We start from the raw sequence: 25,673 nt of genomic DNA on the forward strand, positions 1-25,673 counted from the left end.
AGCCACATGAAACGCGTTGTCATTACCGGGGCCGGGACGATCAATTCGCTGGGTCATTCTGTTCCCGATACGCTCGAGGCTATGCGCGAAGGGCGTTGTGGTATCGCGGAACTTGAATTCCGTGATGTTGAGCGGCTTTCCATCAAAATCGGTGGCCAGGTGCGCGGTTTCGAAACCGAAGGACGGTTTAATCGCCAACAGATGAGCCTTTACGATCGTTTCACGCAATTCACGCTGATGGCTGCGAAAGAGGCGATTGTTCAATCCGGGATCGAGTTCCATGGCGATCTTGCCGCCCGGTCCGGTGTCGTTCTGGGCACTGCGGGTGGCGGCGTATCGACCTGGGATGACAATTATCGTTCGGTCTATGAGGACGGTAAAAACCGGGTTCACCCGTTTGTCGTTCCAAAACTGATGAACAACGCCGCGGCCAGTCACGTGTCGATGGATCACAATCTAAAAGGTCCGAGTTTCACTGTCTCGACAGCTTGCGCCTCATCCAATCACGCGATGGCCTTGGCCTTTCAGATGGTCCGCAGCGGTGCGGCACCTGTGATGGTTACCGGTGGGTCAGAATCCATGTTGTGCTTTGGAGGGGTCAAAGCCTGGGAAGGTTTGCGTGTGATGTCCAAGGACGCTTGCCGCCCGTTCAGCGCCAATCGTAATGGAATGGTGCAGGGCGAAGGGGCCGGTATTTTCGTCTTTGAAGAATATGAACATGCACGCGCACGTGGTGCTGATATCCTGTGCGAGGTGGTTGGCTTTGCCATGTCCTCGGACGCATCAGATATCGTGATGCCCAGCAAACAGGGTGCGGCACGCGCAATGTCGGGCGCATTGGCGGATGCTAAACTGAACGCGGATCAGGTCGGGTATATCAATGCCCATGGAACGGGCACGGCAGCGAACGACAAAACCGAATGTGCGGCGGTGGCCGATGTGTTCGGTCCGCATGCGGATGACCTGATGATTTCCTCTACGAAATCCATGCACGGGCACCTGATAGGTGGCACAGGCGCGGTTGAGCTGCTGGCCTGCATTATGGCTTTGCGCGACGGGGTGATTGCCCCAACTATTGGGTATGAAGAGCCAGATCCGGAATGTGCCTTGGACGTGGTTCCAAATGAGGCACGTGAAGCGAAAGTTGATGTCGCGCTTAGCAACGCTTTTGCTTTCGGAGGATTGAACGCGGTTCTGGCATTGAAGCGCGCCTAATAATCTGGAGCCCGTCCAGAAAAACGCCGCCCTTGAAGTTGGGCGGCGTTATTTTGTAGGAAATTAGTTTTGAATGACTTGCAATTGATCAAACCCAGCGGTGAACCCTGCCAGCGATATTTCCAATTGCAGCGCTTGCGTGGGTGCCAGAATCGAAACCATCGACAAGGTTCCCTTCGTCCCGCTCTTCATTGCGTCAACATCCTGTTGCGTAAAGCCTACTTGCGCGAGACACCCAATGGGATTGCAGTGGTGATAATTGTACCGTTTCCCCGGAGCGCCGTCGATTGACAGGGCGATCTGAGCTTGAAGAACTACTTCGAGGGGCACAACGATGGTCGCACCAGCCGCCGCCTGGGCAGCCTCGGGCAGTTTTTCTATAGTGATTTCTGCAATGGGCTGACCTTGGTCGCCGGTCAAAATCTGACGCATCGCACACGGATCATTTTCGGTTTCCGTTTTGATGCACATTATCGCCCAGTCGCCAGACTCTTCTTTGACGTATTGTTCACCAACTCGAGGTCCGGCTTCCCCCAAATCCAGGTCAGGGGTCACTTGAGTTTGTGGTGTCTCTGCATCCTGCGCTGCCTCTTGTGCAAAAGCGGCACCGCAGCAAAGCGCGGCAACAGTAAGGCTAAGTGATAGAGTGTTCTTGATCATGAATGCCTCGGCAATGAGATTGAGCTTTTTTATCGGTTTACCACCCCAGAAACATGGTGTCAGGCATTAAGCTATTGAAACAGGCGGATGTGATCGTTTTTTTGCCGATTTTCGGTGTATCGTGCCGGTCAAACACAAATGAGAAAGGGAGCCGGTGGAGCGGCTCCCTTTCCAAAATTTTCTCCCCGTCGGACTGGCCGACTTAGTTATGCGCAGACGTTACGAGAGGAGGTGGCATGCGTCAACTGAAAACCTGAATTTTTAATGGAAGAACCAGCAATGTTTAAAAAAAACCGCGCCCGAAGGCGCGGTCAGTCGACAGGGAGGAAGATTGCTGCCCCTCATCTTTGACAGCAAGGGCAGCAAATAGACTATCGCAGTCAAAGGTTAACTTTGTATGGTGGGCGCAGATCGGTGGAAATTAAGGCCTTACTTACATGGACAAAAACATCTTTCTGGGCGGCGCGGGTGAAGATTACAGCCAGCCCCAATCCCTGACGCTGAAATACGCCAACCGCCACGGGTTGATCGCCGGGGCGACGGGCACGGGAAAAACGGTTACGCTGCAAATTCTGGCCGAAGGTTTCTCGGCGGCCGGTGTTCCGGTGTTTTTAACTGACGTCAAAGGGGATTTGTCCGGGCTGGCCAAGGCAGGTAGCGAAGATCACAAGCTGCACCAAGCGTTTCAGGACCGCGCCACGCGCATCGGATTTCAGAACTATTCCTATGCCGCGTGCCCGGTGACGTTCTGGGACCTGTTCGGCGAACAGGGTCATCCGGTTCGAACCACCGTTACCGAAATGGGCCCGTTGCTTCTGTCCCGTCTCATGGACCTGAGCGAGGCGCAAGAAGGTATCCTGAACATCGCCTTCCGCGTGGCGGATGAAGAAGGAATGCCGCTGCTGGATCTAAAGGACCTGCAGGCGTTGCTGGTCTGGATCGGTGAGAACCGGGCGCAATTGTCCCTGCGTTATGGTAACGTCTCGACCTCTTCGATTGGAGCGATTCAACGGCGGTTGTTGGTGTTAGAAAATCAGGGTGGAACCAACTTGTTTGGAGAACCCGCACTGGAACTGTCTGATCTAATGCGCACCGACGCGAACGGGCAGGGGGTGGTGAATATCCTGGCCTCGGACAAGCTGATGGGATCACCGCGCCTCTATGCGACCTTCCTGCTATGGCTGCTGAGTGAACTGTTCGAGGAATTGCCCGAGGTCGGTGATCCCGACAAACCCAAGCTGGTATTCTTCTTTGATGAGGCGCATTTGCTGTTCGACGATGCGCCCAAGGTTTTGGTCGACAAAGTGGAACAGGTCGCGCGGTTGATCCGATCCAAGGGCGTCGGTGTCTATTTCATTTCGCAAAACCCGGCAGATATTCCCGAGGATATTCTGGGTCAGCTCGGCAATCGTGTACAGCACGCCCTACGCGCATTTACGGCCAGGGATCGCAAGAATCTGCGTCTGGCGGCAGAAACCTATCGCGAAAACCCGGCCTTCGACACCGAAACCGCAATCCGTGAGGTCGGTGTCGGTGAGGCGGTCACGTCAATGTTGCAGAAAAAAGGTGTGCCGGGCATTGTTGAACGGACGCTGATCCGACCGCCGGGAACTCAGCTTGGGCCAATCACTGAATCCGAACGTCAGGCGGTTGTCGCCGCGTCACCTATGCAAGCCAAATATGGCACATTGAGGGATCGGAAATCGGCTTTTGAAATCCTGCAGACACGTGCAGAACAAGCCGCGCAGGCTGCTGCCAAAGCGGAAGAGCAAGAGGAAACGCAAACTTTAGCTGAACGCGAATTTGCAACGGCTCGGCGGTATTCCGGCAGCCGGGTCGTGCGATCATCTTCACGTGTTTCGCGAAAGAAGGATACCTTTGCAACAGCCATGAGTGAGGCCGTCATAAAAGAGCTTAAGGGCACCACCGGCCGCCGCATTGTCCGCGGCATTCTGGGCGGTTTGTTTAAGGGCAGATAGTTATTAGGCACCACGCCGCAACGGGCAGAGCGGTGCCGTTAGAATTATTGCAGACGACGCTGTCCTTCCTGGCGGCAATAGCCGTCAGCCTCGGCCACCGACATTTTTGTAGCCGGGTAATCAATGGCACGGTCCCAAGTAACGCGGTCATGACGGTACAGCTGACAGGTCACTTCACCCTTGGCAGTTTGAACCTTTACGGGCTCAGTCTCCAGATCTTCAGGTGAAGGGATACAAGCGGCCAGGCTGACGACCAGCGGCAACAGAAGGATTTTGGGGATAATCGAAGTTTTCATGTGTCGTCTTCTTACTCTCGAGAGGTGACCTGTAGTATCAGCGTCAACTGACTAATTAACCGTGAAGGCGATCTGGCGCAGGTCCGGAATGTGCCCAACGATAATTCGGTCTATTAAGGTTCTGTTCATGAATCAAGAAACCGCGCCGTTTTTCCGACGCGGTTTCAAATAATCCCCTGAATGTGACTTATTTCTCGGGGATCAGGCCTCTTGGACTGAATCTGAGAACAATCAGCAAGATCAGCCCCATGGTCAGCAGACGCATATGGGCGGCGCTTTCGATCAGATGTGCCTTAAGCGCGCTGCCATCGGGCAAACCGGCAGTGATCAGGCTCATCAGCCACAACCCGATTGGCTCGACCTGAACCCATAGGAACCAGATGAGAAACGCGCCAAGAACTGCGCCGAAATTGTTGCCTGAACCGCCGACGATCACCATCACCCAGACCAGAAAGGTGAATCGCAGCGGCTGATATGCACTGGGCGTGAGCTGACCGTCCAGTGTGGTCATCATCGCACCGGCAATGCCGCAGATGGCCGAACCCAGCACAAAAATCTGCAAGTGACGGCGTGTCACGTCTTTGCCCATCGCCTCGGCCGCGACTTCGTTGTCACGAATGGCACGCATCATGCGGCCCCATGGGCTGTTCAATGCTTTTTGCGCCATCCACAGCAATACTAGAAGAACGATCAGGAACAGCAGTGAATAGCCAAGTTTGACCGCCAGCGTCGAGGCCGTGACCGTATCCAGACCCAACCATTCGGCGCGTGCGACAAAGCTGGGATCATTTTGCAGATCAACTTCGTATCCGACGACCGGAGCGGGGCGCGGGATGCCATAGACGTTCTTGACGCCCCGGGCCAGCCAGTCCTCGTTTTTCAGGATCGCGATGATGATCTCGGCAATACCCAGCGTTGCAATCGCCAGATAATCCGATCGTAAACCCAGAGCGGTTTTTCCAATCAACCAAGCAGCGCCTGCCGCCAACAGGCCTCCGGCGGGCCAGGCCAGCAGGACGGGCAGGTTCAGGCCACCGAGGTTGCCTGCTACAGCCGGTTCAATAGCCTCGACCGCCGCAGTATTGGGATCGAGAACAGCGCGGTAGATGAAGAAACCGACGATCAGAATGGCGATAATGGACAGGGTTCGAACCCGGCCCTTCGGCATCTTCTGCGCCACCAGAACAGTGGCCACAACGGTTGCAGCACCGAGCAACAGAGCCAGAACGATGCCGAACCCTCCGGCGGACCAAGCCCCGGGTGTGGTCGGGGTCGAGACCAGCACAACGGCAAGCCCGCCCAACGCAACAAAGCCCATGACGCCAACGTTGAACAGACCGGCAAACCCCCATTGAAGGTTTACCCCAAGCGCCATGATAGCCGAGATCAGCCCCATGTTCAGGATCAGAATCGCAGCGTTCCAGCTTTGGGTGAAACCGGTCAGCAGGATCAGACCGCCGACGACAGCGAAAAGCAGCGTGTTTTTGACAGGCTCGGTCATACCGCTTTCCCCTTAAACAGACCCGTAGGTTTGAACAGAAGTACGATCAGCAAGATGACGAAGCTGACGGCGAATTTGTAATCGGTGGACAGGAATTGCACCAATCCCGAAGGTTCCAGGTTCTCCGGCGCCAGATAGGTCAGCACTTTTTTCCAGGCATAGGTGATCGTGACCTCGGAAAAGGCGATGATGAAACCACCTGCGATGGCACCGACAGGGCTACCCAGCCCGCCTACGATGGCCGAGGCAAAAATCGGCAGAAGCAGTTGGAAGTAAACGAAAGGTTTGAAGCTTTTGTCCAACCCGTACAGAACCCCGGCTGTGGTCGCCAGCGCCGCGACTATGATCCAGGTGATCATTACGACGCGTTCAGGGTTGATGCCGGATAATAGGGCCAGATCTTCGTTATCCGAATAAGCGCGCATCGACTTGCCGGTGCGGGTCTTGTTGAGGAACCAGAACAAAAGCACCACGGCGACCACCGCCATGATGACGGTAATGCCTTGAGATGTTTTGATCGCCAGCCCTTCGTTCAGGCCGGTCATGGCTTTGAATTCCCGTGCGGAAATCAGGAACCGTTCGCCGTCTGAGAACCTCTGATCGTCTGGGCCGATGATGAACCGCACGAGGCCGTTCATAATGAACATCACACCCATCGAGACGATCACCAGAATGACCGGTTTTGCTTTTTGTTCCCGATAGAAGCGATAGACCATCCGGTCGGTGACCAGCACCAGAACAATACAGCCCAGAATGGCAAAGGGCAGAGCGAGCAGAGCGGTCGGCAGCGGCCCGAAACTGACCCCGGCGGCCTGCAGGCCCCATGTGACCAGCACGGCAATCATCGCACCAAAGGCCATCGTGTCGCCATGGGCAAAGTTCGAGAACCGCAGGATGCCATAGATCAGAGTCACCCCCAACGCACCCAGCGCCAACTGGCTGCCATAGGCGATTGCGGGAACAAGGACGAAGTTGGAGAGCGCCACAAGGGCGTTGAGGAAGTCCATTAAAACTCCTGCTCGCAATCGCCTTCAAATACACGGCGTGCATTGAAGGTCTCTGAATATTCGACATATCGCTGCGGAACGACAGCGAGAGTAGCCGTCAGCTTTGATGGTGGTGTTCGTGCCAAGAATATGATCGAGCGGCTATTTTCATCTTCTTGAGATGCAATCATCAACGAGTTTTCAGACGTGACCACGTACTCTGTTCCGTTCGAAAGGCGTACTTCGGAAGTCGCTTCACCAGCCGCGGCGGTGCCATCAATGATGAATTCCCCGAAATTACTTCGAATCTGGTTGGGTGGACTGCCGATGAACTCGATATTGAGCGGCGAGCCCACGCATTCCCCTTCGTTTTCACAGACTTCACTTAGAAAGCATGTTTCGGCTTCAGCAGCACTGCAAATAGAGGCCAAGATCAATATTTTGGATATCCTCACGCTACCCCCCCAAGAAACTCTTGCGAACTTCGGGATCGGCCAACAGTTCCTTGCCCGTGCCGCTGTACGCATTCCGCCCTTGAACCAGCACATATCCCTTGTCGGCAATCTCCAGAGCCTGACGAGCGTTCTGTTCGACCATCAGGATCGGCAGGCCAGTACGGGATACCTCGATGATCCGGTCGAACAGCTCATCCATCACGATGGGCGAGACACCGGCGGTGGGTTCGTCCAGCATCAGCACCTTCGGCTGGGTCATCAGCGCGCGGCCCACGGCGACCTGTTGGCGCTGGCCACCCGAAAGCTCTCCGGCGGCTTGATTGCGCTTGTCGCGTAGGATTGGGAAGAGGTCATAGACCTGCTCCATCGTTTGGCTGATATCGTCGCGGCGGATGAAGGCACCCATTTCAAGGTTTTCTTCCACCGTCATCGACGTAAAAATATTTGACGTTTGCGGAACGAACCCCATGCCCTTGATCACGCGGTCTTGGGGTGAGAGCTTGGTGATGTCCTCTCCGTCCAGCCGTACCGCGCCTGCGCGAACGTCCAGCATTCCAAACACGGCTTTCATCGCGGTGGATTTGCCAGCGCCGTTGGGGCCGACGATCACCGCAATCTCACCCTTGTCCACGGCAATGGTGCAGTCGTGCAGGATGTCCGGGCCTTTGCCGTAACCACCGGTCATGGTGTCACCGATCAGGAAAGGGCCGCCGCTGACCTTGTGGGTTTCCCCGCTGGTCGGGTGCGCAGGGGTCATCGTGCCGATGCCTTGGGTGTTGGCAATCGTGGCGTCCTTGTTGCCGTGATCGTCCTGATAGGGGTTGTCGCCCGAGCCAGCGGTCATGTCTGGGCCTCCAGCTTGTCTTTGTTCTTCAGACCGGTGCCCAGATAAGCCTCGATCACGTGTTCATTGGCTTTGATCTGTTCCAAGGTACCTTCGGCCAGAACCTTGCCCTCGGCCATGCAGATGACCGGGTTGCAGATTTTGCCGATGAAATCCATGTCATGCTCGATGACGACAAAGGTATAGCCGCGTTCCTTGTTCAAGCGCAGGATGGTATCGGCAATGGTCATCAACAGGGTGCGGTTCACGCCCGCGCCGACCTCGTCCAGAAACACGATCTTAGCGTCGACCATCATGGTGCGGCCAAGTTCCAGCAGTTTCTTTTGTCCGCCCGAGACCTGGCCCGCCTTGTGGTCAGCCAGGTGTTCGATGGTCAGAAACTCCAACACTTCATCTGCCTTGGCGCGCAAGGCGCGTTCTTCGTCAGCTATACGTTTGCGGCCGAACCAGGTATTCCACAGCGATTCACCCGACTGCGCGCCGGGCACCATCATCAGGTTTTCGCGGCAGGTCATCGACGAGAATTCGTGCGCGATCTGGAAAGTGCGCAGCAGGCCCTTGTGAAAAAGCTCATGTGGGGGCAGGCCGGTGATATCCTCACCATCCATGAAGACCTTGCCGCTGGTTGGCGGCAGCACGCCCGCGATCACGTTGAACAAAGTTGTCTTGCCTGCTCCGTTCGGTCCGATCAGGCCGGTGATCGAGCCTTTTTGGATTTCCAGCGAAGCACCGTCCACCGCGTGGAACCCGCTAAAATGCTTATGCACGTCCTCAACGACGATCATGGTTTTCCTTTGCCTTATCCCCAAAAACAGAGGTGCAGCTTTTTGTCACTGAAACAGCCCGGACACAAGGCCCGGGCTGCTTGGTATTGTCCTGTCAGATGAGGAATTAACGGTAGTTGACCGTCTTCATCTCACCATCAATGACTTCGATTTCACGGTATGCACCGGCGCTTTCACCGGGGCCGATCAGTTCAACGCCTGAGGCACCGACATAGTCGATCTCTTCACCCGCCGCGAGCAGTTCCAGACCCTTGGCCAACTCGCCCGGATAGATCTTTTCGCCCGGCTCGTTGGCGACGTCCATGATCTTGCCGCCGTAATCTGCTGGGTTGCTGGAACCTGCGGCCTGCATGGCCAGCATGAACAGCGCCGCTGCATCATAAGATTCAGGTACGAAGATTGACGAACCGTCAAAACCTGCGCCTTCGGCCATTCCAAAGAACGAATCCGCAGCTTCGCTTTTCGAACCCGGCGCCTGACCGTAGGAACCGTTCAGATCTGGACCAACGTTTTCGGGCAGCGAGTCACCGATCATGCCACCCGGCAGACCAAATGTGTCGAACGCACCACTGTCCAGCGAGGACTGGATGATACCCAGACCGCCCTGATCCAGATAGCCAGCTACTACCAGAATGTCGCCACCGGCCGAGGCCAATGCGCCAACTTCGGCCGAATAATCGGCCTTGCCGTCTTCGTGCGCGGCCACGATGGTCACTTCACCACCCAGCGCCTCGAACGAGGATTTGATCGCTTCGGACAGGCCCTTGCCGTAGTCGTTGTTGGTATATGTAAGGGCAATTGAACTGACGCCACGCTCTTGCAGAATGTCTGCCATGATTTCACCTTCGCGCGCATCCGATGGGGATGTGCGGAAGAACAGGCCATTATCTTCCATCACGGACAGGCCCGGTGAGGTGGCCGACGGAGAAATCATGACCATGCCGTTCGGTACGGCAACGTTTTGCAGAATAGCACCGGTGACGCCCGAGCAATCGCCGCCGACAAGGCCGTTGATACCTTCGGCAACCAAACGTTCCGCGTTTGCTGTGGCAAGCGCGTTATCAGCGCAACCCGTGTCAGCACGAACGGGGGTTACGGTAGAGCCGTCCAGAAGCTTGCCGGAATCCGAGACCTCTTTCATTGCCAGCTCGGCGCCGGATGCCATCGCAGGCGAAAGCGATTCAATCGGGCCGGTGAAACCGAACATAATGCCCAGTTTAACGTCTTCAGCCATAGCGGTGCCGGCCAACAGTGCGGTTGCTGCAGTTGCAGTAAGCAGCTTTTTCATGTGGTTACTCCCTAATTGGAACGTGTTCGTTCTGGGCACGACCCTAGGCAAGCTGCCCGGAAAAGAAAAGTCCTCACGCAAATGTGCAGTTGCCACTTATAGTTCGGGTTGTTTTGTTGGGTTTAACCGATGTTTGGCGGCTGGCTGCTGCAGATGGAGAGCTGAATGTTGAGAGTTTTCGCGATTCTGTTTCTTGTCTTTAAGGCCGCTCTGGTCAGTGCTGATTTTTTGCAGACGTCATCCGGCCCTGTGCAGATTGCGCCGATGGTCGAAGGGCTGGACGCCCCTTGGGCAATCGGCATTTTGCCGGACAAGGGGTTTCTGGTCACCGAACGTGAGGGCGCGCTGCTTTATGTTGCGGATGGAAAAGCCATTGCCGTCAAAGGTGTGCCCGACGTTTTGGCCAAAGGGCAGGGCGGTTTGCTGGACGTGACGGTCGCCCGCGATTTTAATCAAACGCGTGAGATTTTCCTGACCTTCTCCAAACCGCAAAAAGGCGGTGCCGGTACGGCTCTTGCGGTGGGCCGATTGTCTGAACGCGGTGATCGGTTGACCAACCTGCGGGTGATCTTCGAGGCCGTTCCGGGCGGGTCATCGGGGCGCCACTACGGATCACGCGTGGTGGAAGCTAAAGACGGAACTTTGTTGGTCACGATCGGTGACAGGGGGGAACGCCCCAAGGCGCAAGACAGGTCTAACCATAATGGTACGGTGATCCGCGTGAACCGTGACGGCTCGGTTCCTGGTGACAATCCCTTTGTTCAGGAAAGCGGTGCGCGTCCCGAGATCTGGTCCTACGGCCATCGCAATCCGCAAGGGGCCGGTTTGGACGCAAGGGGTCGTCTTTGGATTTCGGAACACGGGGCTAAAGGTGGGGATGAGGTCAATCTGGTTCAGCGGGGATCGAACTACGGTTGGCCGGTCATTTCCTATGGTGTTCATTACTCCGGCGACAAAATTGGTGAAGGCACCGCGAAACCGGGGATGGAGCAGCCAGAGTATTACTGGGACCCGTCCATCGCCCCATCCGGGCTGATGGTCTATTCCGGCAAGCTGTGGCCGGACTGGAAAGGGGATATCTTTGTTGGGTCGCTCAAGTTCGATTACATCGCGCGGATGGCGGGATCGCCGCTGCGCGAGGTCGAACAGATCAAAGGCCCCGAAACGATCCGCGTGCGCGACATCGTCGAAGCCCATGACGGGTCAATCTGGTATATTTCCGTGGGTGACGGGGCCGTTTATCGTTTGACCCCCGCATAATTCAGACCGACAATCGGTCGCCCTGCGCACCCCGCTCGCGATACGGCGTGGTGTTGTAATGCGCCCGGTAGCATTTCGAGAAATGGCTGGGCGAGGCAAACCCGCAAGCCAAAGCCACGTTGATGACGCTCATGTCCGTTTGCATCAGCAGGTTACGTGCCTTGTGCAGGCGAAGCTCCATATAGTAGCGCTTGGGCGAGCGGCTTAGGTAGCGACGGAACAAGCGTTCAAGCTGTCTCGTCGACATGCCGACATCTTTGGCCAGAATCGAAGGTGAGATTGGCTCTTCGATGTTTTTTTCCATCATCAGAATGACTTGGCTCAGCTTCGGATGACGCACGCCGATCCGGGTTGGGGTCGACAGGCGTTGGGTATCCTGATCGGTGCGGATCGACGAATATATCATCTGATCCGCCACTGCGTTTGCCAAATCCTCGCCGAAATCATCAGCAATCATTTTCAACAGCAGGTCGATGGAAGATGTGCCACCCGCCGTGGTCATCCGGTTACCGTCGACAATAAAGACGGATTTGGTCAGGTCGACCTCGTCAAATTCCTCGACAAAACTGTCCGAGTTTTCCCAGTGAATGGTCGCGCGCTTGCCGTCCAGCAGACCGGCTTTGGCCAAAGTATAGGCTGCGGTGCACAAACCACCGATGCGTAGGCCCCGCCGTGCCTCGCGGCGTACCCAGCTCAATACTTTTTTGGTGGTTGCGGCTTGAACGTCCACACCACCGCAAATCAGCACGATATCGTCGCGCTGCAACTCAACCAGATCCGAGTCCAACGCAAATGTGGTTCCGGCGGAGCAGCTAACCGTATCACCGCCTTCACCCATCAATTTCCATCTATAAAGCGGTTTGTCCGCCATACGGTTAGCGATCCGCAGACTGTCCAGCGCCGAGGCAAACGACAGCAGGGAAAAATTGTCCAAAAGGACAAATACAAAATTCCGGGATGTGGTCCCAGTGTCTTCCACCGTGACAACTTGGCGTTGCTCTTGCATGGCGAGGTGTCCTTGATTCGGCGTCCGGCGACTTTATGTCCGACGTCAGATTTGGCAGCCACCATGACCAAAGCTTGTTTGCTGCGTCAAGAGGGCCAAATCGTATATGGTCAGTCTTCAATGCATTTTGTATAGAGACGACCTGAATACTTCAGCGGAGATCAAGCTATGACTGAATGGCAAAAAGCGAACTGGCGCAACAAGCCCCGGGTTCAGATGCCAGACTATACCGACGCGGCCGCGCTGGCCAAAGTCGAGGCGCAGCTTTCACAGTATCCCCCGCTGGTCTTTGCGGGCGAAGCACGGCGTCTGAAGCAACATTTGGGTGCCGCTGGTCGCGGTGAGGCCTTCCTGTTGCAGGGCGGAGATTGTGCGGAAAGCTTTGAACAATTCAGCGCGGATGCGATCCGTGACACGTTCAAGGTTATGCTGCAGATGGCAATGGTTCTGACCTATGGTGCTAAGGTGCCCGTGGTCAAAGTGGGCCGCATGGCCGGCCAATTCGCCAAGCCGCGCAGCGCCCCGACCGAGGTGGTGGATGGCGTTGAGCTGCCCAGCTACCGTGGTGACATCATTAACGAGCTGGCCTTTACGCCCGAAGCGCGGATTCCGAATCCGGGTAAAATGCTGCAGGCCTACACACAGGCGGCCGCGACCCTGAACTTGCTGCGAGCGTTCTCGACCGGTGGATTCGCCGATATGAGCATGGTGCATTCCTGGACCCTGGGCTTCACCGATGAACAGGACGTACAGAAATATTCCGAAATCGCCGACCGCATTCAGGACACCATCGACTTCATGGGCGCGGCAGGGATAACTGCGGACACCACGCATGAGTTCTCAACCGTCGAGTTCTACACAAGCCATGAAAGCCTGCTGCTGGAATACGAAGAGGCACTGACCCGTCTGGATTCGACATCCGGAAACTGGCTGGCTGGGTCGGGCCACATGATCTGGATCGGCGACCGAACGCGTCAGCCGGACGGCGCGCATGTGGAATTCTGTCGCGGCGTCCTGAACCCGATTGGCCTGAAGTGTGGTCCGACGACCACGGCAGACGACCTCAAGGTTCTGATGTCCAAACTGAACCCCGAAAACGAAGAAGGTCGCCTGACCCTGATCGCCCGTTTCGGCGCGGGCAAAGCAGGCGAGCACCTGCCGCGTCTGGTCAAGGCCGTCAAGGAAGAGGGCGCCAAGGTCACCTGGGTCTGCGATCCGATGCACGGCAACACGATCAAATCGGCGACTGGGTACAAAACTCGTCCGTTCGACTCGGTCCTGCGTGAGGTTCGCGATTTCTTTGGTGTGCATCAGGCTGAGGGCACCATCCCCGGCGGCGTTCATTTTGAGATGACCGGTCTGGACGTGACTGAATGCACCGGCGGCGTACGTGCCGTGACCGAAGAGGATCTCTCGGATCGCTACCACACTGCGTGCGACCCCCGACTGAACGCGACGCAATCGCTGGAATTGGCCTTCCTGGTTGCCGAAGAGCTGACCAACCTGCGCCGCGATCGTGCTAAGCGCGAAGCCAGCTAATTTTGGTGTTATTAAGAACAAAAGGCGGGCTGTAATGGCCCGCCTTTTTTGTCAGTCGTCCCTGGACGCAACCAAGCGTAAATGTGATCCGGGCCGTTTGAATTCTTCCTGCTTCTCCGCGAATCCAGTCGAAATTTGTTGTTTTGGCTGCTGAGGTAACTGAACGTCGGACACCGTCCGTACCATGGAGTCGGGTATGGTAAACCTCCGTGGTGTCGCGCCGATCACGCCATCAGAAATCATCACACCCAGCACACGGCTAATATCGCCAAGATCGCTTTTCAAGGGCAACAGGATCATGCGCGCCTGTAGCTGAGTGCGACCAAGTCTGCCGGAGGAAGCCAGACCAAGTTCGGCAACTGCCGGTCGGGCAAAGACCTGCTCCAATACGTCTGAAACCTGGCCGCGGGCACTGGGTTCAAAAAACGCGGTCAACGGCATGCCACGCACCTCCATGCCTGCCAGGTTGTTCAGGTGGCTGCCAGCCAGTCGGAACCGTGCCAGACCGGGTGCGATCCGCTCAAGGATGAAGGTGTATTCCAGAATGTTCTCAAGCCCGCGAGGATCAATTTGCGCACGTTTGGGGACACCGTCGCCGGTTAACAGCGCGGTCCAATACGCCTCGACCTGTCGGATGGGCGAGAGGCTGCGCCCGCTGTCAAAACGATCCATTGCGACGATCTTTCCAGAGTTCGACCCGAACCTGTTCCCGAAAAACGTTTTCATTTCCATCACCCTAGCGTCAATCGACCGTAATTTGTCTAAAATGTCAGATATCGGAGCCGTTCCGGTCCGACCGTCTCTTACCAAGGCCAAATTGACACGGGTTGAGTCAATTTTGGAGGAATTCTTTAATGAATGGTTAACTTCTGGGCGAAGACCGAAAACCAGCAAACTCTTGCCCTGCACCCGTCGATAGCTTTAGGTGCGGCAAGCGAGCAGACAAGGACAGCCAACATGATCAGATCCATGACCGGATTCGCCGCAGGCAAAGGGACGTTTGGACCTCATAGCTGGACATGGGAACTGCGCAGTGTGAACGGTAAGGGGCTGGACATGCGTCTGCGTATGCCCGAGTGGCTGACCGGGCTTGAAACCGCCTTGCGCGCCCAACTGTCCAAATCGCTGAGCCGTGGCAATGTCACCTTGTCTCTGCGATTAAGCCGCGAAGAAACAGCCCCTGATCTGGTTCTGAACGAAGCCGCCATGGGCGCGGCGCTGGCGGCACTTGCCCGCACAGAACAGAAGGCTGCGGACAAGGGTGTCGCGCTGGCTCCTTCAACTGCGGCAGAGCTGATTGCGCAGAAGGGAATGTTAGAGGCGGGCAGTGATGTGGATGACCCGGAACCGCTGGTCAAGGAATTGACGTCAGAGTTTGCTGACCTGTTGGCAGCCTTTGTCGACATGCGTCAGGCCGAAGGTAAGGCGCTTGCTGACATTCTGAACGGACAGCTTGCTCAGGTCGCTGATCTGACCGCACAGGCAGCCGAGCTAGCGGAACAGCGCAAGGAAAAGACCGCCGAAGCGCTGCGGGAAAATCTGGCCCGAGTGCTGGAGAATGCGCAGGGGGCTGACCCGGACCGGGTGGCGCAGGAATTGGCGCTGATCGCGGTCAAATCCGATATCACCGAAGAGATTGACCGCCTGAAAGCACATGTAAACGCAGCACGCGATTTGCTATCGCAGGATGGGGCCGTGGGGCGCAAGCTGGATTTTCTGATGCAGGAGTTCAACCGCGAGGCCAACACATTGTGTTCGAAAGCGCAAAGCGCCGAGCTGACCTCGGTAGGGCTTGAGTTGAAGGCCTTAATAGACCAGATGCGCGAGCAGGTGCAAAATGTTGAATGATTATGGGAACAACTGACATGGCAGATCGCCGCGGCCTTCTTATCATCCTGTCTTCGCCATCGGGTGCGGGGAAATCCACCTTGGCCCGCAGGCTTATGGCCTGGGATGAAGGTCTGGAGTTCTCGGTTTCGGCCACCACCCGCGCACCACGTCCGGGTGAGGAGCATGGGCGGGAATACTATTTCCTGTCGGAAGATGATTTCCGGCAGCAGGTTGCCGAAGGCCAGATGCTGGAACACGCGCATGTTTTCGGGAATTTCTACGGCTCTCCAGCAGGCCCGGTGCGGGAGTCGATCAATGGGGGTCGGGACGTTCTGTTCGATGTGGATTGGCAGGGTGAGGTGCAGATCCGCAATTCGGATCTAGGTAAGCACGCACTGTCGATTTTTATCCTGCCGCCCTCGATATCCGAATTGCGCCGCCGTCTGGAAACGCGCGGTCAGGACAGCGAAGACGTGATCGCCAAGCGGATGCTCAAAAGCTGGGACGAAATCAGCCACTGGGGCTACTACGACTATGTGCTGGTGAACGATGATCTGGACGCAACCGAGGACAAGCTGAAAACCATCGTCAGCGCCGAGCGCATGCGCCGCATCCAACAGCCCAGCCTGCAAAACCACGTACGCAGCTTGCAGAACGAATTTGAGGGATTGTCATGACCATCTACGCCCTAGGCGAACACACCCCTCAAATCCACACCGACACCTGGGTGGCCCCAGATGCAAGTCTGATTGGAAAGGTGGTGTTAGAAGAGGGGTCCTCGGTTTGGTTCGGCTGTACCATCCGCGCCGATCATGAAGAGATTCGTGTGGGCGAGGGCAGCAATGTACAGGAAGATTGTATCATGCATATCGACGCCGGTTACCCTCTGACCATCGGCAAAAACTGTACGATTGGCCACAAGGTGATGTTGCACGGATGTACGATCGGGGAAAATACGCTGATCGGTATGGGGGCCATCGTGTTGAACGGGGCGAAGATCGGTAAGAACTGTCTGATCGGGGCAGGGGCCTTGATCACCGAAGGCAAGGAAATTCCTGACAACTCATTGGTTATGGGAACGCCCGGCAAAGTCGTGCGGCAACTGGATGAGGCGGCAGCGCAGAAAATCACGCTCAGCGCGCTGCACTACCAGGAAAACATGCGCAGGTTCCGTGACGAGTTGAAGTCTGTGTCTTAACGCGCCGGGAAAGGTCCGAAGAATGTCAGACGACCTGCTTGCCGAATTTGTCTCGGCCATACCGATGCCGGCTTTGATGGTCGATCAGACCGAGCGGATCATCGCCGCCAACGATGATGCCAAAACCCTGCTGACGCAGAATATTGTCGGCCGGCATTTTGCAACGATCCTGCGGCAGCCGGGGGTAATTGATGCAATAGAACAGTGCCTGCACTCGAAGGGCCCGGCAAAGGCGCGGCACCTGTCCAACGATGGTGCGCAGGACACTACGCTTGAGGTCGAGTGCCGGTATATGAACGGTGTCGGAGCGGTGTCAGGAGGCGCCATGCTGGCAATTTTCCAAGACGTCACGCATGTCGAGCAGGCCAGTCAGATGCGACGGGACTTCGTTGCGAATGTTAGCCATGAATTGCGCACACCGTTGACAGCGTTGATGGGGTTCATTGAAACGTTGCGTGGTCCGGCGCGTGAGGATGCGGTCGCTCGTGACCGGTTTCTTGGAATAATGGCCGACGAAGCAAACCGCATGAACCGGTTGGTTGGCGATCTTCTGTCGCTGAACCGCGTAGAAAGCGAAGAGCGCGTACGTCCCAAGGATCAGCTTGAGTTAACGGGTCTGTTGCAATCGACAATGAACTCTCTGCGCCCATTGGCCGAGAGTGCCAAGGTAGAGGTGACCATGAACGCGCCGGAAGGGCCCGTATCGCTGATCGGGGATAGCGACCAGTTGCGTCAGGTCTTCACCAACCTGATCGAGAATGCCATCAAATACGGCGGCAGTGGAGGCAGAGTCGACATACGGGTAGAATCATCCGAACGAGATTCCGTCATGCGCGGCCCTGCTGTCCGGGTTCTGATCAGCGACACAGGTCCCGGCATAGATGCACAACATCTGCCGCGCCTGACCGAGAGATTCTACCGCGCTGACAGTCACAGATCGCGGCAGTTGGGTGGAACCGGGCTGGGTCTTGCGATTGTGAAGCATATAATCAACCGCCATCGCGGGCGTTTGCGGGTGGAAAGTGAAGTTGGAAAGGGCTCGACCTTTATTGTGATATTGCCGCGATAACTTCGTTTTTTCGGCTGCTTACCTTTGTCATGTAACTGGCGCATGGCAGCTTTGCGCTTTGTCAGCCCGATTTCAAACCGACTGTCATAAAGCTGTTACATACCTGTCACAAAAGGCTTACGCGCGACTTTTAGAGGTTGGCGCAAGATCATCATGGGGATGATCACAAACTGATATGATCAAGGAGACTGAAATGTCCTTTGTAAAACTGTCGGCTTCGGCGCTTGCCATCGCGGCCGTATCTGCCACCGCAGCTGCCGCACGTGACCAGGTTCAGGTTGCCGGTTCTTCGACCGTGCTGCCTTATGCTTCGATCGTTGCAGAAGCCTTCGGTGAAAACTTCGACTTCCCGACACCAGTTGTCGAGTCGGGCGGTTCTTCAGCGGGGCTCAAGCGGTTCTGTGAAGGTGTTGGTGAAAACACCATCGACGTGGCAAACGCGTCGCGCCAGATCCGCGAAAAGGAAATTCAGGCCTGCGCCGATAACGGTGTGACTGACATCATCGAAGTTCAGATCGGCTATGACGGAATCGTCTTCGCCTCGGACATCAACGGCAATTCGTTCGAGTTCACGCCGGAAGACTGGTACAAAGCCCTGTCCGCGCAGATCGTTGTTGACGGTGAGCTGGTCGACAACCCGAACAAAACCTGGGCCGACGTGAACCCTGATTTCCCTGCGCAACCAATTGCAGCCTTCATTCCGGGCACCAAGCACGGAACTCGTGAAGTGTTCGAAGACAAGGTAATCCTGGCCGGGTGTGAACATCTGGGCGACTTCGACGTTTACAAAGCGGCCAACGGCGACGACAAGAAAGCGGCTGAGAAAGCCTGTATCGCCCTACGCACCGACGGCGTTTCGGTCGACATCGACGGCGACTATACCGAGACTCTGGCCCGCATCGACAGCAACAAGGACGGCATCGGCGTCTTTGGTCTGGCTTTTTACGAGAACAACACTGATAAGCTGCAGGTCGCGACCATGTCGGACGTTGTTCCGTCCACCGAATCTATCGCTTCGGGCGAATATCCGGTGTCGCGCCCGCTGTTCTTCTACGTGAAGAAGGCGCATATCGGCGTGGTCCCCGGCCTGAAAGAGTACGCCGAGTTCTTCGTCGCGGACGAGATCGCAGGCCCCGATGGCCCGCTGGCCGAGTATGGCCTGGTCTCTGACCCGGAACTGGTCAAGGTTCAGGATACCGTTGCGAACGAAGACGTTCTGGGCGGTGGTTCCTAATCTCTCTTGAAACCCGAACCGGGGCGTTTCATTCGCGCCCCGGTTCTTTTGACTCCACTCACTGCCATCCCCACGGAGTTCACATGGCGTTATCCTGGCTGTTGCTTATCCTGCTCGCGCTGGCAGTGATCGGATATTTCTCGGGCCGTTCCCGTGCCCTGGCAAGCGCGGGGGGGAACGCTAGAGAACTGCACTCTCTGCCGTCTTATTATGGTTATAACGTCGCCTTGACGACGCTGCTTCCAGCATTGGGCGTGCTGATAGTCTGGCTTCTGATGCAACCGATGATCATAGATAACACGGTGTCCGGGCTGGTTCCTGATCAGGCCATCCCCGAAGGATCAGATCGCGGCCTTGTCATGAGCGAGGTTCGCCGGGTAGCCAATGGCTTGGACGGTGCAGTGGCCTCGGAGGCGATGACCGAAGCTCAGGCGCAGAATCCGGATGCGGATATCGAAGCTCTGACAGCGGCGCTGAAAGACGCGGGGCAGGTCCTGACGCAGGACATCACCCAGCCAATCCTGATGGCTGCACAAAAATACCGTAGCATGACCAGCAACGGTTCGGTGGCGATGCAAGTCGTTGTGCTGGCGCTGGCTTTGTTGGGGGCGGCTTTTGCCTATGTCCGCACGCATAAGGAATTCCGCGCCCGTAATGTGGTCGAGCAAGGCATTCTGGCCCTGCTGCTGTTGGCCGCGTCGATAGCTATTCTGACCACCGTTGGCATCGTCCTATCGATGTTTTTCGAGACGCTGAACTTTTTCCAACTGCATTCGTGGAAAGACTTTTTCTTCGGCAGCACCTGGGCCCCGAACTTTCGCGGTGGCAGTGAGCTTTCGATCCTGCCGCTGTTGTGGGGTACGCTTTATATCTCCGTGATCGCGCTGCTGGTTGCGGTGCCGATTGGCCTGTTCGCAGCGGTTTACCTGTCGGAATACGCCTCGACCGTGACCCGGTCGGTTGCGAAACCGCTGCTGGAGATTCTCGCCGGTATTCCAACCATCGTATATGGCCTGTTCGCCTTGTTGACGGTGGGACCGGCATTGGTGTCCATGTTCGGGAATGGCGGCGCGCTTGGTGTGGGGTGGATGGCCAGCTCCAACGCTGTTCTGACTGCCGGTCTGGTGATGGGCATCATGCTGATCCCGTTTGTCTCATCGCTGTCAGATGACATCATCAACGCGGTGCCACAGTCAATACGCGATGGCTCATTGGGGCTAGGTGCGACCAAGTCGGAAACCGTACGCCAAGTGGTCCTGCCTGCTGCGTTGCCGGGCATCGTGGGGGCGATTCTGCTGGCCGCTAGCCGTGCCGTCGGGGAGACAATGATCGTGGTGATGGCCGCCGGTGCAATCGCCAAATTCTCGGGCAACCCGTTCGAGGCGATGACCACCATCACCACCCGGATCGTCAGCCAGTTGACCGGCGATACCGACTTTGCCAGCCCCGAGACTCTGGTGGCCTTCGCTCTGGGTCTGACACTGTTTATCATCACGCTGGGGCTGAACATCTTCGCCCTCTACATCGTACGCAAATACCGGGAGCAGTACGAATGACCGATATATCCCAAATGCCTGACGCTGCTCCGACTGCGAAACCCAAGAGCGGTTCGCTGTTTGAAAAGGACGCGCGGACCAAGCGGCGCAATGCGGCTGAAAGCCGGTTCAAGATGTACGGTATCGCCGCCATCGGTATCGGGCTGTTGATGCTGGTCGTGCTGGTCACGAACATTGTGACCGCCGGAACCGGAGCCTTCCAGCAGACTTATCTTGAACTGAATGTCGAGCTGAAGGCCGACAAGCTGGACAAGAAGGGCAACGGCAATATCGAGGACATCAAGAAGGTGTCGACCTTCGGCTATGCGCCCCTTATTGCGTCGGCTTTGGAAAATGAAGTTGTGCAGTTGGGTATCCAGACCGATCTGAAACCCAAGGAAATGGGCAAGATCCTGTCCAAGGCGGCCCAAGCCGAGCTGCGCAATTACGTCATCGCCAATCCTGATGAGATCGGCAAAGCGGTCAGCTTCCGCTTTTTGACCAACAGCCGCGTTGATGGCTACATGAAGGGCCGTGTGACGCGCGAATCCATCGCCAACGACAAGAGCGTCTCGGTTGAACAACTTGATTTCGTTGACCAGTTGCGGGATGCGGGCGTGCTGTACAAAGCCTTCAACTTAGATTTTATCTTCGGCTCGGACGCGTCTGATCAACGGCCCGAGGCTGCGGGGATTGGTGTGTCCATGTTGGGCTCGCTGTTCATGATGTTCGTCGTGTTGGCACTGGCCCTTCCGATCGGCGTTGCGGCCTCGATCTATCTTGAGGAATTCGCACCGCAGAACCGGCTGACGGATATCATTGAGGTGAACATCTCGAACCTGGCTGCCGTGCCGTCCATCGTGTTCGGTATTCTGGGTCTGGCCGTGTTCATCAACTATATGCACCTGCCAACATCGGCGCCTTTGGTCGGTGGTCTGGTTCTGACGCTGATGACACTGCCGACGATTATCATCTCGACACGTGCGTCACTGAAGGCGGTGCCGCCGTCGATCCGTGATGCAGCGTTGGGGGTAGGGGCCTCGAAAATGCAGGCGGTGTTCCATCACGTTCTGCCGCTGGCCGCGCCTGGTATCCTGACCGGCACGATCATCGGTCTGGCGCAGGCGCTTGGGGAAACCGCTCCGCTACTGCTGATCGGGATGGTGGGCTTTATCGCCTCGAACCCGCCGGACGGGATCGTCGCGGGCTTCCTGTCGCCAAACTCGGCCATGCCGGCGCAGATCTATGAATGGTCCAAACGCGCCGACCCGGCCTTTTATGAACGCGCATGGGGGGGCATCATCATCCTGTTGATCTTCCTCGTGACAATGAACACCATCGCGGTACTTCTGCGCCGCCGCTTTGAACGCCGCTGGTAAGAGGGGCCTATGATGAACCAGATGACAAATGTGGAGAGATCCGTGGACTCCAAGAACATCAAGATCGCCGCGAATAACGTTCAGGTCTACTACGGTGACACGCACGCTATCAAAGACGTGAATGTTGAGATCGAAGACAAGACTGTCACGGCCTTCATCGGGCCGTCGGGTTGCGGCAAGTCCACCTTTCTGCGCTGCCTGAACCGGATGAATGACACGATCGACATCTGCCGGGTGCAGGGCGATATCCTGCTGGACGGTGAAGACATCTATGACAAGCGTGTCGACCCGGTGCAGCTGCGCGCCAAGGTGGGCATGGTGTTCCAAAAACCGAACCCGTTCCCGAAGTCGATCTATGACAACGTGGCCTACGGTCCGCGCATTCATGGCCTTGCCAAGAACAAGGCAGAACTGGATGAAATCGTAGAAAAATCCCTGCGTCGCGCTGCGATTTGGGATGAGGTCAAAGATCGTCTGGACGCCCCTGGCACCGGCCTGTCCGGTGGTCAACAGCAGCGCCTGTGCATCGCCCGCGCTGTCGCGACCGAGCCCGAGGTTTTGCTGATGGACGAACCGTGCTCGGCCCTGGACCCAATTGCAACCGCACAGGTCGAGGAGCTGATCGACGAGCTGCGCTCGCGATATTCGGTGGTGATCGTCACACACTCGATGCAACAGGCAGCTCGGGTCAGCCAGAAGACCGCATTCTTCCATCTGGGCAACCTGGTCGAATTTGGTGAGACCGGACAGATATTTACCAACCCCGTCGATCCTCGCACGGAAAGCTACATCACCGGCCGGATCGGCTGAGCACAGGTATTCAGATATGAGCGAACAACATATTGCATCCGCCTTCGACCGTGACCTCGAAGCCATTCAGGCCCATATCATGAAGATGGGCGGGCTGGTCGAAGCCGCCATCATGAATTCGGCCCGGTCGCTTGAAACACGGGACGAGGAATTGGCACAGCAGGTCCGTCAGGGTGACAAAGCCATCGATGCGCTGGAAGAGTTGATCAACGAAGAAACCGCCCGTCTGATCGCTCTACGCGCGCCGACGGCCAGCGACTTGCGTTTGGTGCTGTCGGTTCTGAAGGTTTCGGCCAACCTGGAACGTATCGGCGATTATTCCAAGAACATCGCCAAGCGCACTACGGTTCTGGCGAGCGGGGGTGATATCAACGGCAGCGCCGCTGCCCTGCGTCGCATGGCGCGCGAGGTTGAACGCATGCTGCGTGATGCGCTGGACGCTTATATTCAGCGTGACGCCGAATTGGCCGCTGAGGTGATCGACCGCGACGAAGAGGTTGATCAAATGTACAACGGTTTGTTCCGTGAGCTGCTGACCTTCATGGCCGAGGACCCGCGCAATATCTCGTCCTGTATGCACCTGCATTTCATCGCCAAGAACATCGAGCGCATGGGCGACCATGTCACCGCCATTGCCGAACAGGTCGTGTATTTCGTCACTGGCGAACGCCCGACCGAGGCGCGCCCGAAAGCTGACATAACCTCTCAATCCGCCTAGGAGATTAGAAAGATGTCCGCTGATCAGCCAACCGTTCTGGTTGTCGAGGATGAACCAGCCCAGCGTGAAGTGTTGGCCTACAACCTCGAAGCTGAAGGTTTCCGCGTATCCAAGGCCGCCAATGGCGACGAAGCCATGCTATTGGTCGATGAAGAGCAACCGGACATCATCGTGCTGGACTGGATGATGCCCAACCTCAGCGGGATTGAGGTCTGCCGTCGTCTGAAAATGCGCCCCGATACACGCACGATCCCGATCATCATGCTGTCGGCGCGTACCGAAGAGATTGACAAGGTGCGCGGTCTGGAAACTGGCGCGGATGACTACGTGGTCAAGCCGTATTCGGTGGTGGAGCTGATGGCGCGTGTGCGTACGCAACTGCGTCGAGTCCGTCCCGCAACTGTTGGAATACGATTAGAGTTTGACGATATCGTTCTGGACGCGGAAACGCATAAGGTCAGCCGTGACAGCAAGCCGCTGAAGCTTGGCCCGACCGAGTTTCGCTTGCTGAGCACGTTCATGGAAAAACCCGGCCGGGTCTGGAGCCGAGAGCAACTGCTTGACCGGGTGTGGGGCCGCGATATCTATGTCGATACACGCACCGTGGACGTCCACATTGGTCGGTTGCGAAAAGCACTAACTCAGCACGGTGGCAAAGACCCGGTGCGAACTGTCCGTGGTGCCGGATACGCTTTGGGATAAATCGGGGTAGGGGTATGAGTTTTGCTCATAGGTGAATGCTAAACTCTTACTGTCATTTGTTGATGCTCCGGGTTAGTTTGCCGCGAAGCTGATTGAGCGGAGATGCACCATGAACGCCCCTGACACCAAGCCAACTCTTCGCGCCAAAGATGCGCCTGATATGGGTAATTTCACATGGGATGATCCGTTTCGTCTGACTGATCAATTGACGGAAGACGAACGCATGATAACCGACAGCGCCTACGCTTATGCGCAGGAAAAGCTGCAGCCTCGAGTGACCGATGCCTATCAGAACGAAGAAACCGACCCCGAGATTTTCCGCGAAATGGGAGAAATGGGCCTGCTGGGCACCACAATTCCTGAGGAATACGGCGGTCTAGGGGCAGGGTACGTATCTTACGGTCTGGTCGCGCGCGAGGTTGAGCGTGTGGATTCGGGCTATCGTTCGATGATGTCGGTTCAAAGCTCGTTGGTGATGTACCCGATTTATGCCTATGGCAGCGAAGAGCAGCGTCGGAAATACCTGCCGAAACTGGCCAGCGGTGAATGGATCGGATGTTTTGGCCTGACCGAGGCTGATGCAGGGTCGGATCCTGCCGGTATGAAAACCCGGGCCGAGAAAATAGACGGCGGATACCGTTTGACCGGCAGCAAGATGTGGATCTCGAACTCTCCGATTGCAGATGTGTTTGTGATTTGGGCCAAGTCAGACGCGCATGACGGCAAGATCCGTGGCTTTGTCTTGGACAAAGGTCTTAAGGGACTGAGCGCTCCGAAAATTCAGAACAAGCTGAGCCTACGGGCGTCGATCACCGGCGAAATCGTTTTGGACGGCGTCGAGGTCGACGAAAACGCGCTGCTGCCGCACGTTCAGGGGCTGAAAGGTCCGTTTGGTTGCTTGAACCGAGCGCGTTATGGCATCAGCTGGGGTGTCATGGGGGCGGCTGAAAACTGCTGGCATGCCGCGCGCGAATATGGGTTGGATCGAAAACAATTCAATCGTCCGCTGGCGCAGACGCAGCTGTTTCAACGCAAGCTGGCAGACATGCAGACCGAAATCTCTTTGGGCTTGCAAGCAAGCCTACGCGTTGGCCGCCTGATGGACGAGGCGAACGCCGCACCCGAGATGATTTCGATCGTTAAGCGCAACAACTGCGGCAAAGCGTTAGATATTGCACGGATGTCACGGGATATGCATGGCGGCAACGGCATCTCACTGGAGTTTCATGTCATTCGCCACATGGTCAATCTTGAGACTGTGAATACCTATGAAGGGACCCATGATGTGCATGCGCTGATCTTGGGGCGGGCTCAAACTGGTCTGCAAGCATTCTACTAGAATTTTCGTGTAATTGGTATTATGGTAATTAAAGGGTAAAGATAA

Annotated in this window: 25 protein-coding genes; 15 read left to right on the top strand and 10 right to left on the bottom strand. The window is 56.5% G+C overall.

Going from position 1 to position 25,673, the window contains the following annotated elements; genetic code table 11:
* Positions 1 to 6 precede the first annotated feature (6 nt).
* The gene (locus tag RUE5091_RS07355) at positions 7 to 1,215 is read left to right on the top strand and encodes a beta-ketoacyl-[acyl-carrier-protein] synthase family protein (RefSeq protein WP_058281253.1); all 1,209 of its coding nucleotides are present in this window, start codon (positions 7 to 9) and stop codon (positions 1,213 to 1,215) included.
* 63 nt (positions 1,216 to 1,278) lie between these two features.
* On the opposite strand, the gene RUE5091_RS07360 is transcribed toward RUE5091_RS07355, so the two are convergent.
* Positions 1,279 to 1,875 (bottom strand): invasion associated locus B family protein, encoded by a 597-nt coding sequence (locus RUE5091_RS07360; protein ID WP_058281254.1) that lies wholly within the window; start codon positions 1,873 to 1,875, stop codon positions 1,279 to 1,281.
* 437 nt (positions 1,876 to 2,312) lie between these two features.
* Here RUE5091_RS07360 and RUE5091_RS07365 point away from each other — a divergent pair, with 437 nt between their 5' ends.
* A complete protein-coding gene (locus RUE5091_RS07365) occupies positions 2,313 to 3,854 on the top strand; it encodes a helicase HerA-like domain-containing protein (protein ID WP_058281255.1) in 1,542 nt (513 codons plus the stop codon).
* 44 nt (positions 3,855 to 3,898) lie between these two features.
* On the opposite strand, the gene RUE5091_RS07370 is transcribed toward RUE5091_RS07365, so the two are convergent.
* The 7 genes from RUE5091_RS07370 to RUE5091_RS07400 all read right to left on the bottom strand — a co-directional run bounded on the left by RUE5091_RS07370 (position 3,899) and on the right by RUE5091_RS07400 (position 10,009).
* Positions 3,899 to 4,150 (bottom strand): hypothetical protein, encoded by a 252-nt coding sequence (locus RUE5091_RS07370; RefSeq protein ID WP_058281256.1) that lies wholly within the window; start codon positions 4,148 to 4,150, stop codon positions 3,899 to 3,901.
* 187 nt (positions 4,151 to 4,337) lie between these two features.
* Positions 4,338 to 5,651 carry a branched-chain amino acid ABC transporter permease gene (locus tag RUE5091_RS07375; protein ID WP_058281257.1) on the bottom strand — a complete coding sequence of 438 codons (1,314 nt, stop codon included), beginning with the start codon at positions 5,649 to 5,651 and terminating at the stop codon, positions 4,338 to 4,340.
* Complete coding sequence (locus RUE5091_RS07380) at positions 5,648 to 6,658, bottom strand: branched-chain amino acid ABC transporter permease (protein WP_058281258.1); 1,011 nt, start codon at positions 6,656 to 6,658, stop codon at positions 5,648 to 5,650. The genes RUE5091_RS07375 and RUE5091_RS07380 overlap by 4 nt, the downstream gene beginning before the upstream one ends.
* A complete protein-coding gene (locus RUE5091_RS07385; RefSeq protein ID WP_131726285.1) occupies positions 6,658 to 7,092 on the bottom strand; it encodes a hypothetical protein in 435 nt (144 codons plus the stop codon). The genes RUE5091_RS07380 and RUE5091_RS07385 overlap by 1 nt, the downstream gene beginning before the upstream one ends.
* Position 7,093: 1 nt before the next feature.
* On the bottom strand, positions 7,094 to 7,936 hold the full coding sequence (locus RUE5091_RS07390; protein ID WP_082643580.1) for an ABC transporter ATP-binding protein: 843 nt from the start codon (positions 7,934 to 7,936) through the stop codon (positions 7,094 to 7,096).
* Entirely contained in the window at positions 7,933 to 8,721 is a 789-nt protein-coding gene (locus RUE5091_RS07395) for an ABC transporter ATP-binding protein (protein WP_058281260.1), read from the bottom strand. Before RUE5091_RS07395 ends, RUE5091_RS07390 begins: the two co-directional genes overlap by 4 nt.
* Positions 8,722 to 8,827: 106 nt before the next feature.
* Positions 8,828 to 10,009 (bottom strand): ABC transporter substrate-binding protein, encoded by a 1,182-nt coding sequence (locus RUE5091_RS07400; RefSeq protein WP_058281261.1) that lies wholly within the window; start codon positions 10,007 to 10,009, stop codon positions 8,828 to 8,830.
* A 165-nt stretch (positions 10,010 to 10,174) separates the two neighbouring features.
* Between RUE5091_RS07400 and RUE5091_RS07405 the strand changes: the two genes are divergently transcribed.
* Positions 10,175 to 11,269 carry a PQQ-dependent sugar dehydrogenase gene (locus tag RUE5091_RS07405; RefSeq protein ID WP_058281262.1) on the top strand — a complete coding sequence of 365 codons (1,095 nt, stop codon included), beginning with the start codon at positions 10,175 to 10,177 and terminating at the stop codon, positions 11,267 to 11,269.
* Between the two features lies 1 nt (position 11,270).
* Here RUE5091_RS07405 and RUE5091_RS07410 read toward each other — a convergent pair whose 3' ends face one another.
* Positions 11,271 to 12,275, bottom strand: a complete 1,005-nt coding sequence (locus RUE5091_RS07410; protein WP_058281263.1) for a GlxA family transcriptional regulator — start codon at positions 12,273 to 12,275, stop codon at positions 11,271 to 11,273.
* Between the two features lie 168 nt (positions 12,276 to 12,443).
* Between RUE5091_RS07410 and RUE5091_RS07415 the strand changes: the two genes are divergently transcribed.
* Entirely contained in the window at positions 12,444 to 13,814 is a 1,371-nt protein-coding gene (locus RUE5091_RS07415) for a class II 3-deoxy-7-phosphoheptulonate synthase (protein WP_058281264.1), read from the top strand.
* 51 nt (positions 13,815 to 13,865) lie between these two features.
* On the opposite strand, the gene RUE5091_RS07420 is transcribed toward RUE5091_RS07415, so the two are convergent.
* Positions 13,866 to 14,540 (bottom strand): PAS domain-containing protein, encoded by a 675-nt coding sequence (locus tag RUE5091_RS07420; protein ID WP_058281460.1) that lies wholly within the window; start codon positions 14,538 to 14,540, stop codon positions 13,866 to 13,868.
* A 231-nt stretch (positions 14,541 to 14,771) separates the two neighbouring features.
* Here RUE5091_RS07420 and RUE5091_RS07425 point away from each other — a divergent pair, with 231 nt between their 5' ends.
* The 11 genes from RUE5091_RS07425 (at position 14,772) to RUE5091_RS07475 (ending at position 25,628) form a co-directional block, all read left to right on the top strand.
* Positions 14,772 to 15,662 carry a YicC/YloC family endoribonuclease gene (locus RUE5091_RS07425; protein ID WP_058281461.1) on the top strand — a complete coding sequence of 297 codons (891 nt, stop codon included), beginning with the start codon at positions 14,772 to 14,774 and terminating at the stop codon, positions 15,660 to 15,662.
* A 17-nt stretch (positions 15,663 to 15,679) separates the two neighbouring features.
* A complete protein-coding gene (gene gmk, locus RUE5091_RS07430) occupies positions 15,680 to 16,321 on the top strand; it encodes a guanylate kinase (protein WP_058281462.1) in 642 nt (213 codons plus the stop codon).
* On the top strand, positions 16,318 to 16,842 hold the full coding sequence (locus RUE5091_RS07435) for a gamma carbonic anhydrase family protein (RefSeq protein ID WP_058281265.1): 525 nt from the start codon (positions 16,318 to 16,320) through the stop codon (positions 16,840 to 16,842). The genes gmk and RUE5091_RS07435 overlap by 4 nt, the downstream gene beginning before the upstream one ends.
* 22 nt (positions 16,843 to 16,864) lie before the next feature.
* Complete coding sequence (locus RUE5091_RS07440; protein ID WP_058281266.1) at positions 16,865 to 17,911, top strand: sensor histidine kinase; 1,047 nt, start codon at positions 16,865 to 16,867, stop codon at positions 17,909 to 17,911.
* 193 nt (positions 17,912 to 18,104) lie between these two features.
* Positions 18,105 to 19,145 (top strand): substrate-binding domain-containing protein, encoded by a 1,041-nt coding sequence (locus tag RUE5091_RS07445; protein WP_058281463.1) that lies wholly within the window; start codon positions 18,105 to 18,107, stop codon positions 19,143 to 19,145.
* Positions 19,146 to 19,228: 83 nt separating this feature from the next.
* Positions 19,229 to 20,701, top strand: coding sequence for a phosphate ABC transporter permease subunit PstC (gene pstC / locus RUE5091_RS07450; protein WP_058281267.1), 1,473 nt, complete (start codon positions 19,229 to 19,231; stop codon positions 20,699 to 20,701).
* Positions 20,698 to 22,059: a phosphate ABC transporter permease PstA gene (gene pstA / locus RUE5091_RS07455; RefSeq protein WP_112297150.1), complete on the top strand. Its 1,362-nt coding sequence runs from the start codon at positions 20,698 to 20,700 to the stop codon at positions 22,057 to 22,059. Before pstC ends, pstA begins: the two co-directional genes overlap by 4 nt.
* A 12-nt stretch (positions 22,060 to 22,071) precedes the next feature.
* Entirely contained in the window at positions 22,072 to 22,869 is a 798-nt protein-coding gene (gene pstB, locus RUE5091_RS07460) for a phosphate ABC transporter ATP-binding protein PstB (protein WP_058281465.1), read from the top strand.
* A gap of 16 nt (positions 22,870 to 22,885) precedes the next feature.
* Positions 22,886 to 23,587, top strand: coding sequence for a phosphate signaling complex protein PhoU (gene phoU / locus RUE5091_RS07465; RefSeq protein ID WP_058281268.1), 702 nt, complete (start codon positions 22,886 to 22,888; stop codon positions 23,585 to 23,587).
* A gap of 12 nt (positions 23,588 to 23,599) precedes the next feature.
* Entirely contained in the window at positions 23,600 to 24,289 is a 690-nt protein-coding gene (gene phoB, locus RUE5091_RS07470; RefSeq protein WP_058281269.1) for a phosphate regulon transcriptional regulator PhoB, read from the top strand.
* A gap of 109 nt (positions 24,290 to 24,398) precedes the next feature.
* Positions 24,399 to 25,628 (top strand): acyl-CoA dehydrogenase, encoded by a 1,230-nt coding sequence (locus RUE5091_RS07475; protein ID WP_058281270.1) that lies wholly within the window; start codon positions 24,399 to 24,401, stop codon positions 25,626 to 25,628.
* Positions 25,629 to 25,673: the final 45 nt, after the last annotated feature.

This window comes from Ruegeria denitrificans (assembly GCF_001458295.1).
GTDB classification, from domain to species: Bacteria; Pseudomonadota; Alphaproteobacteria; order Rhodobacterales; family Rhodobacteraceae; genus Ruegeria; species Ruegeria denitrificans.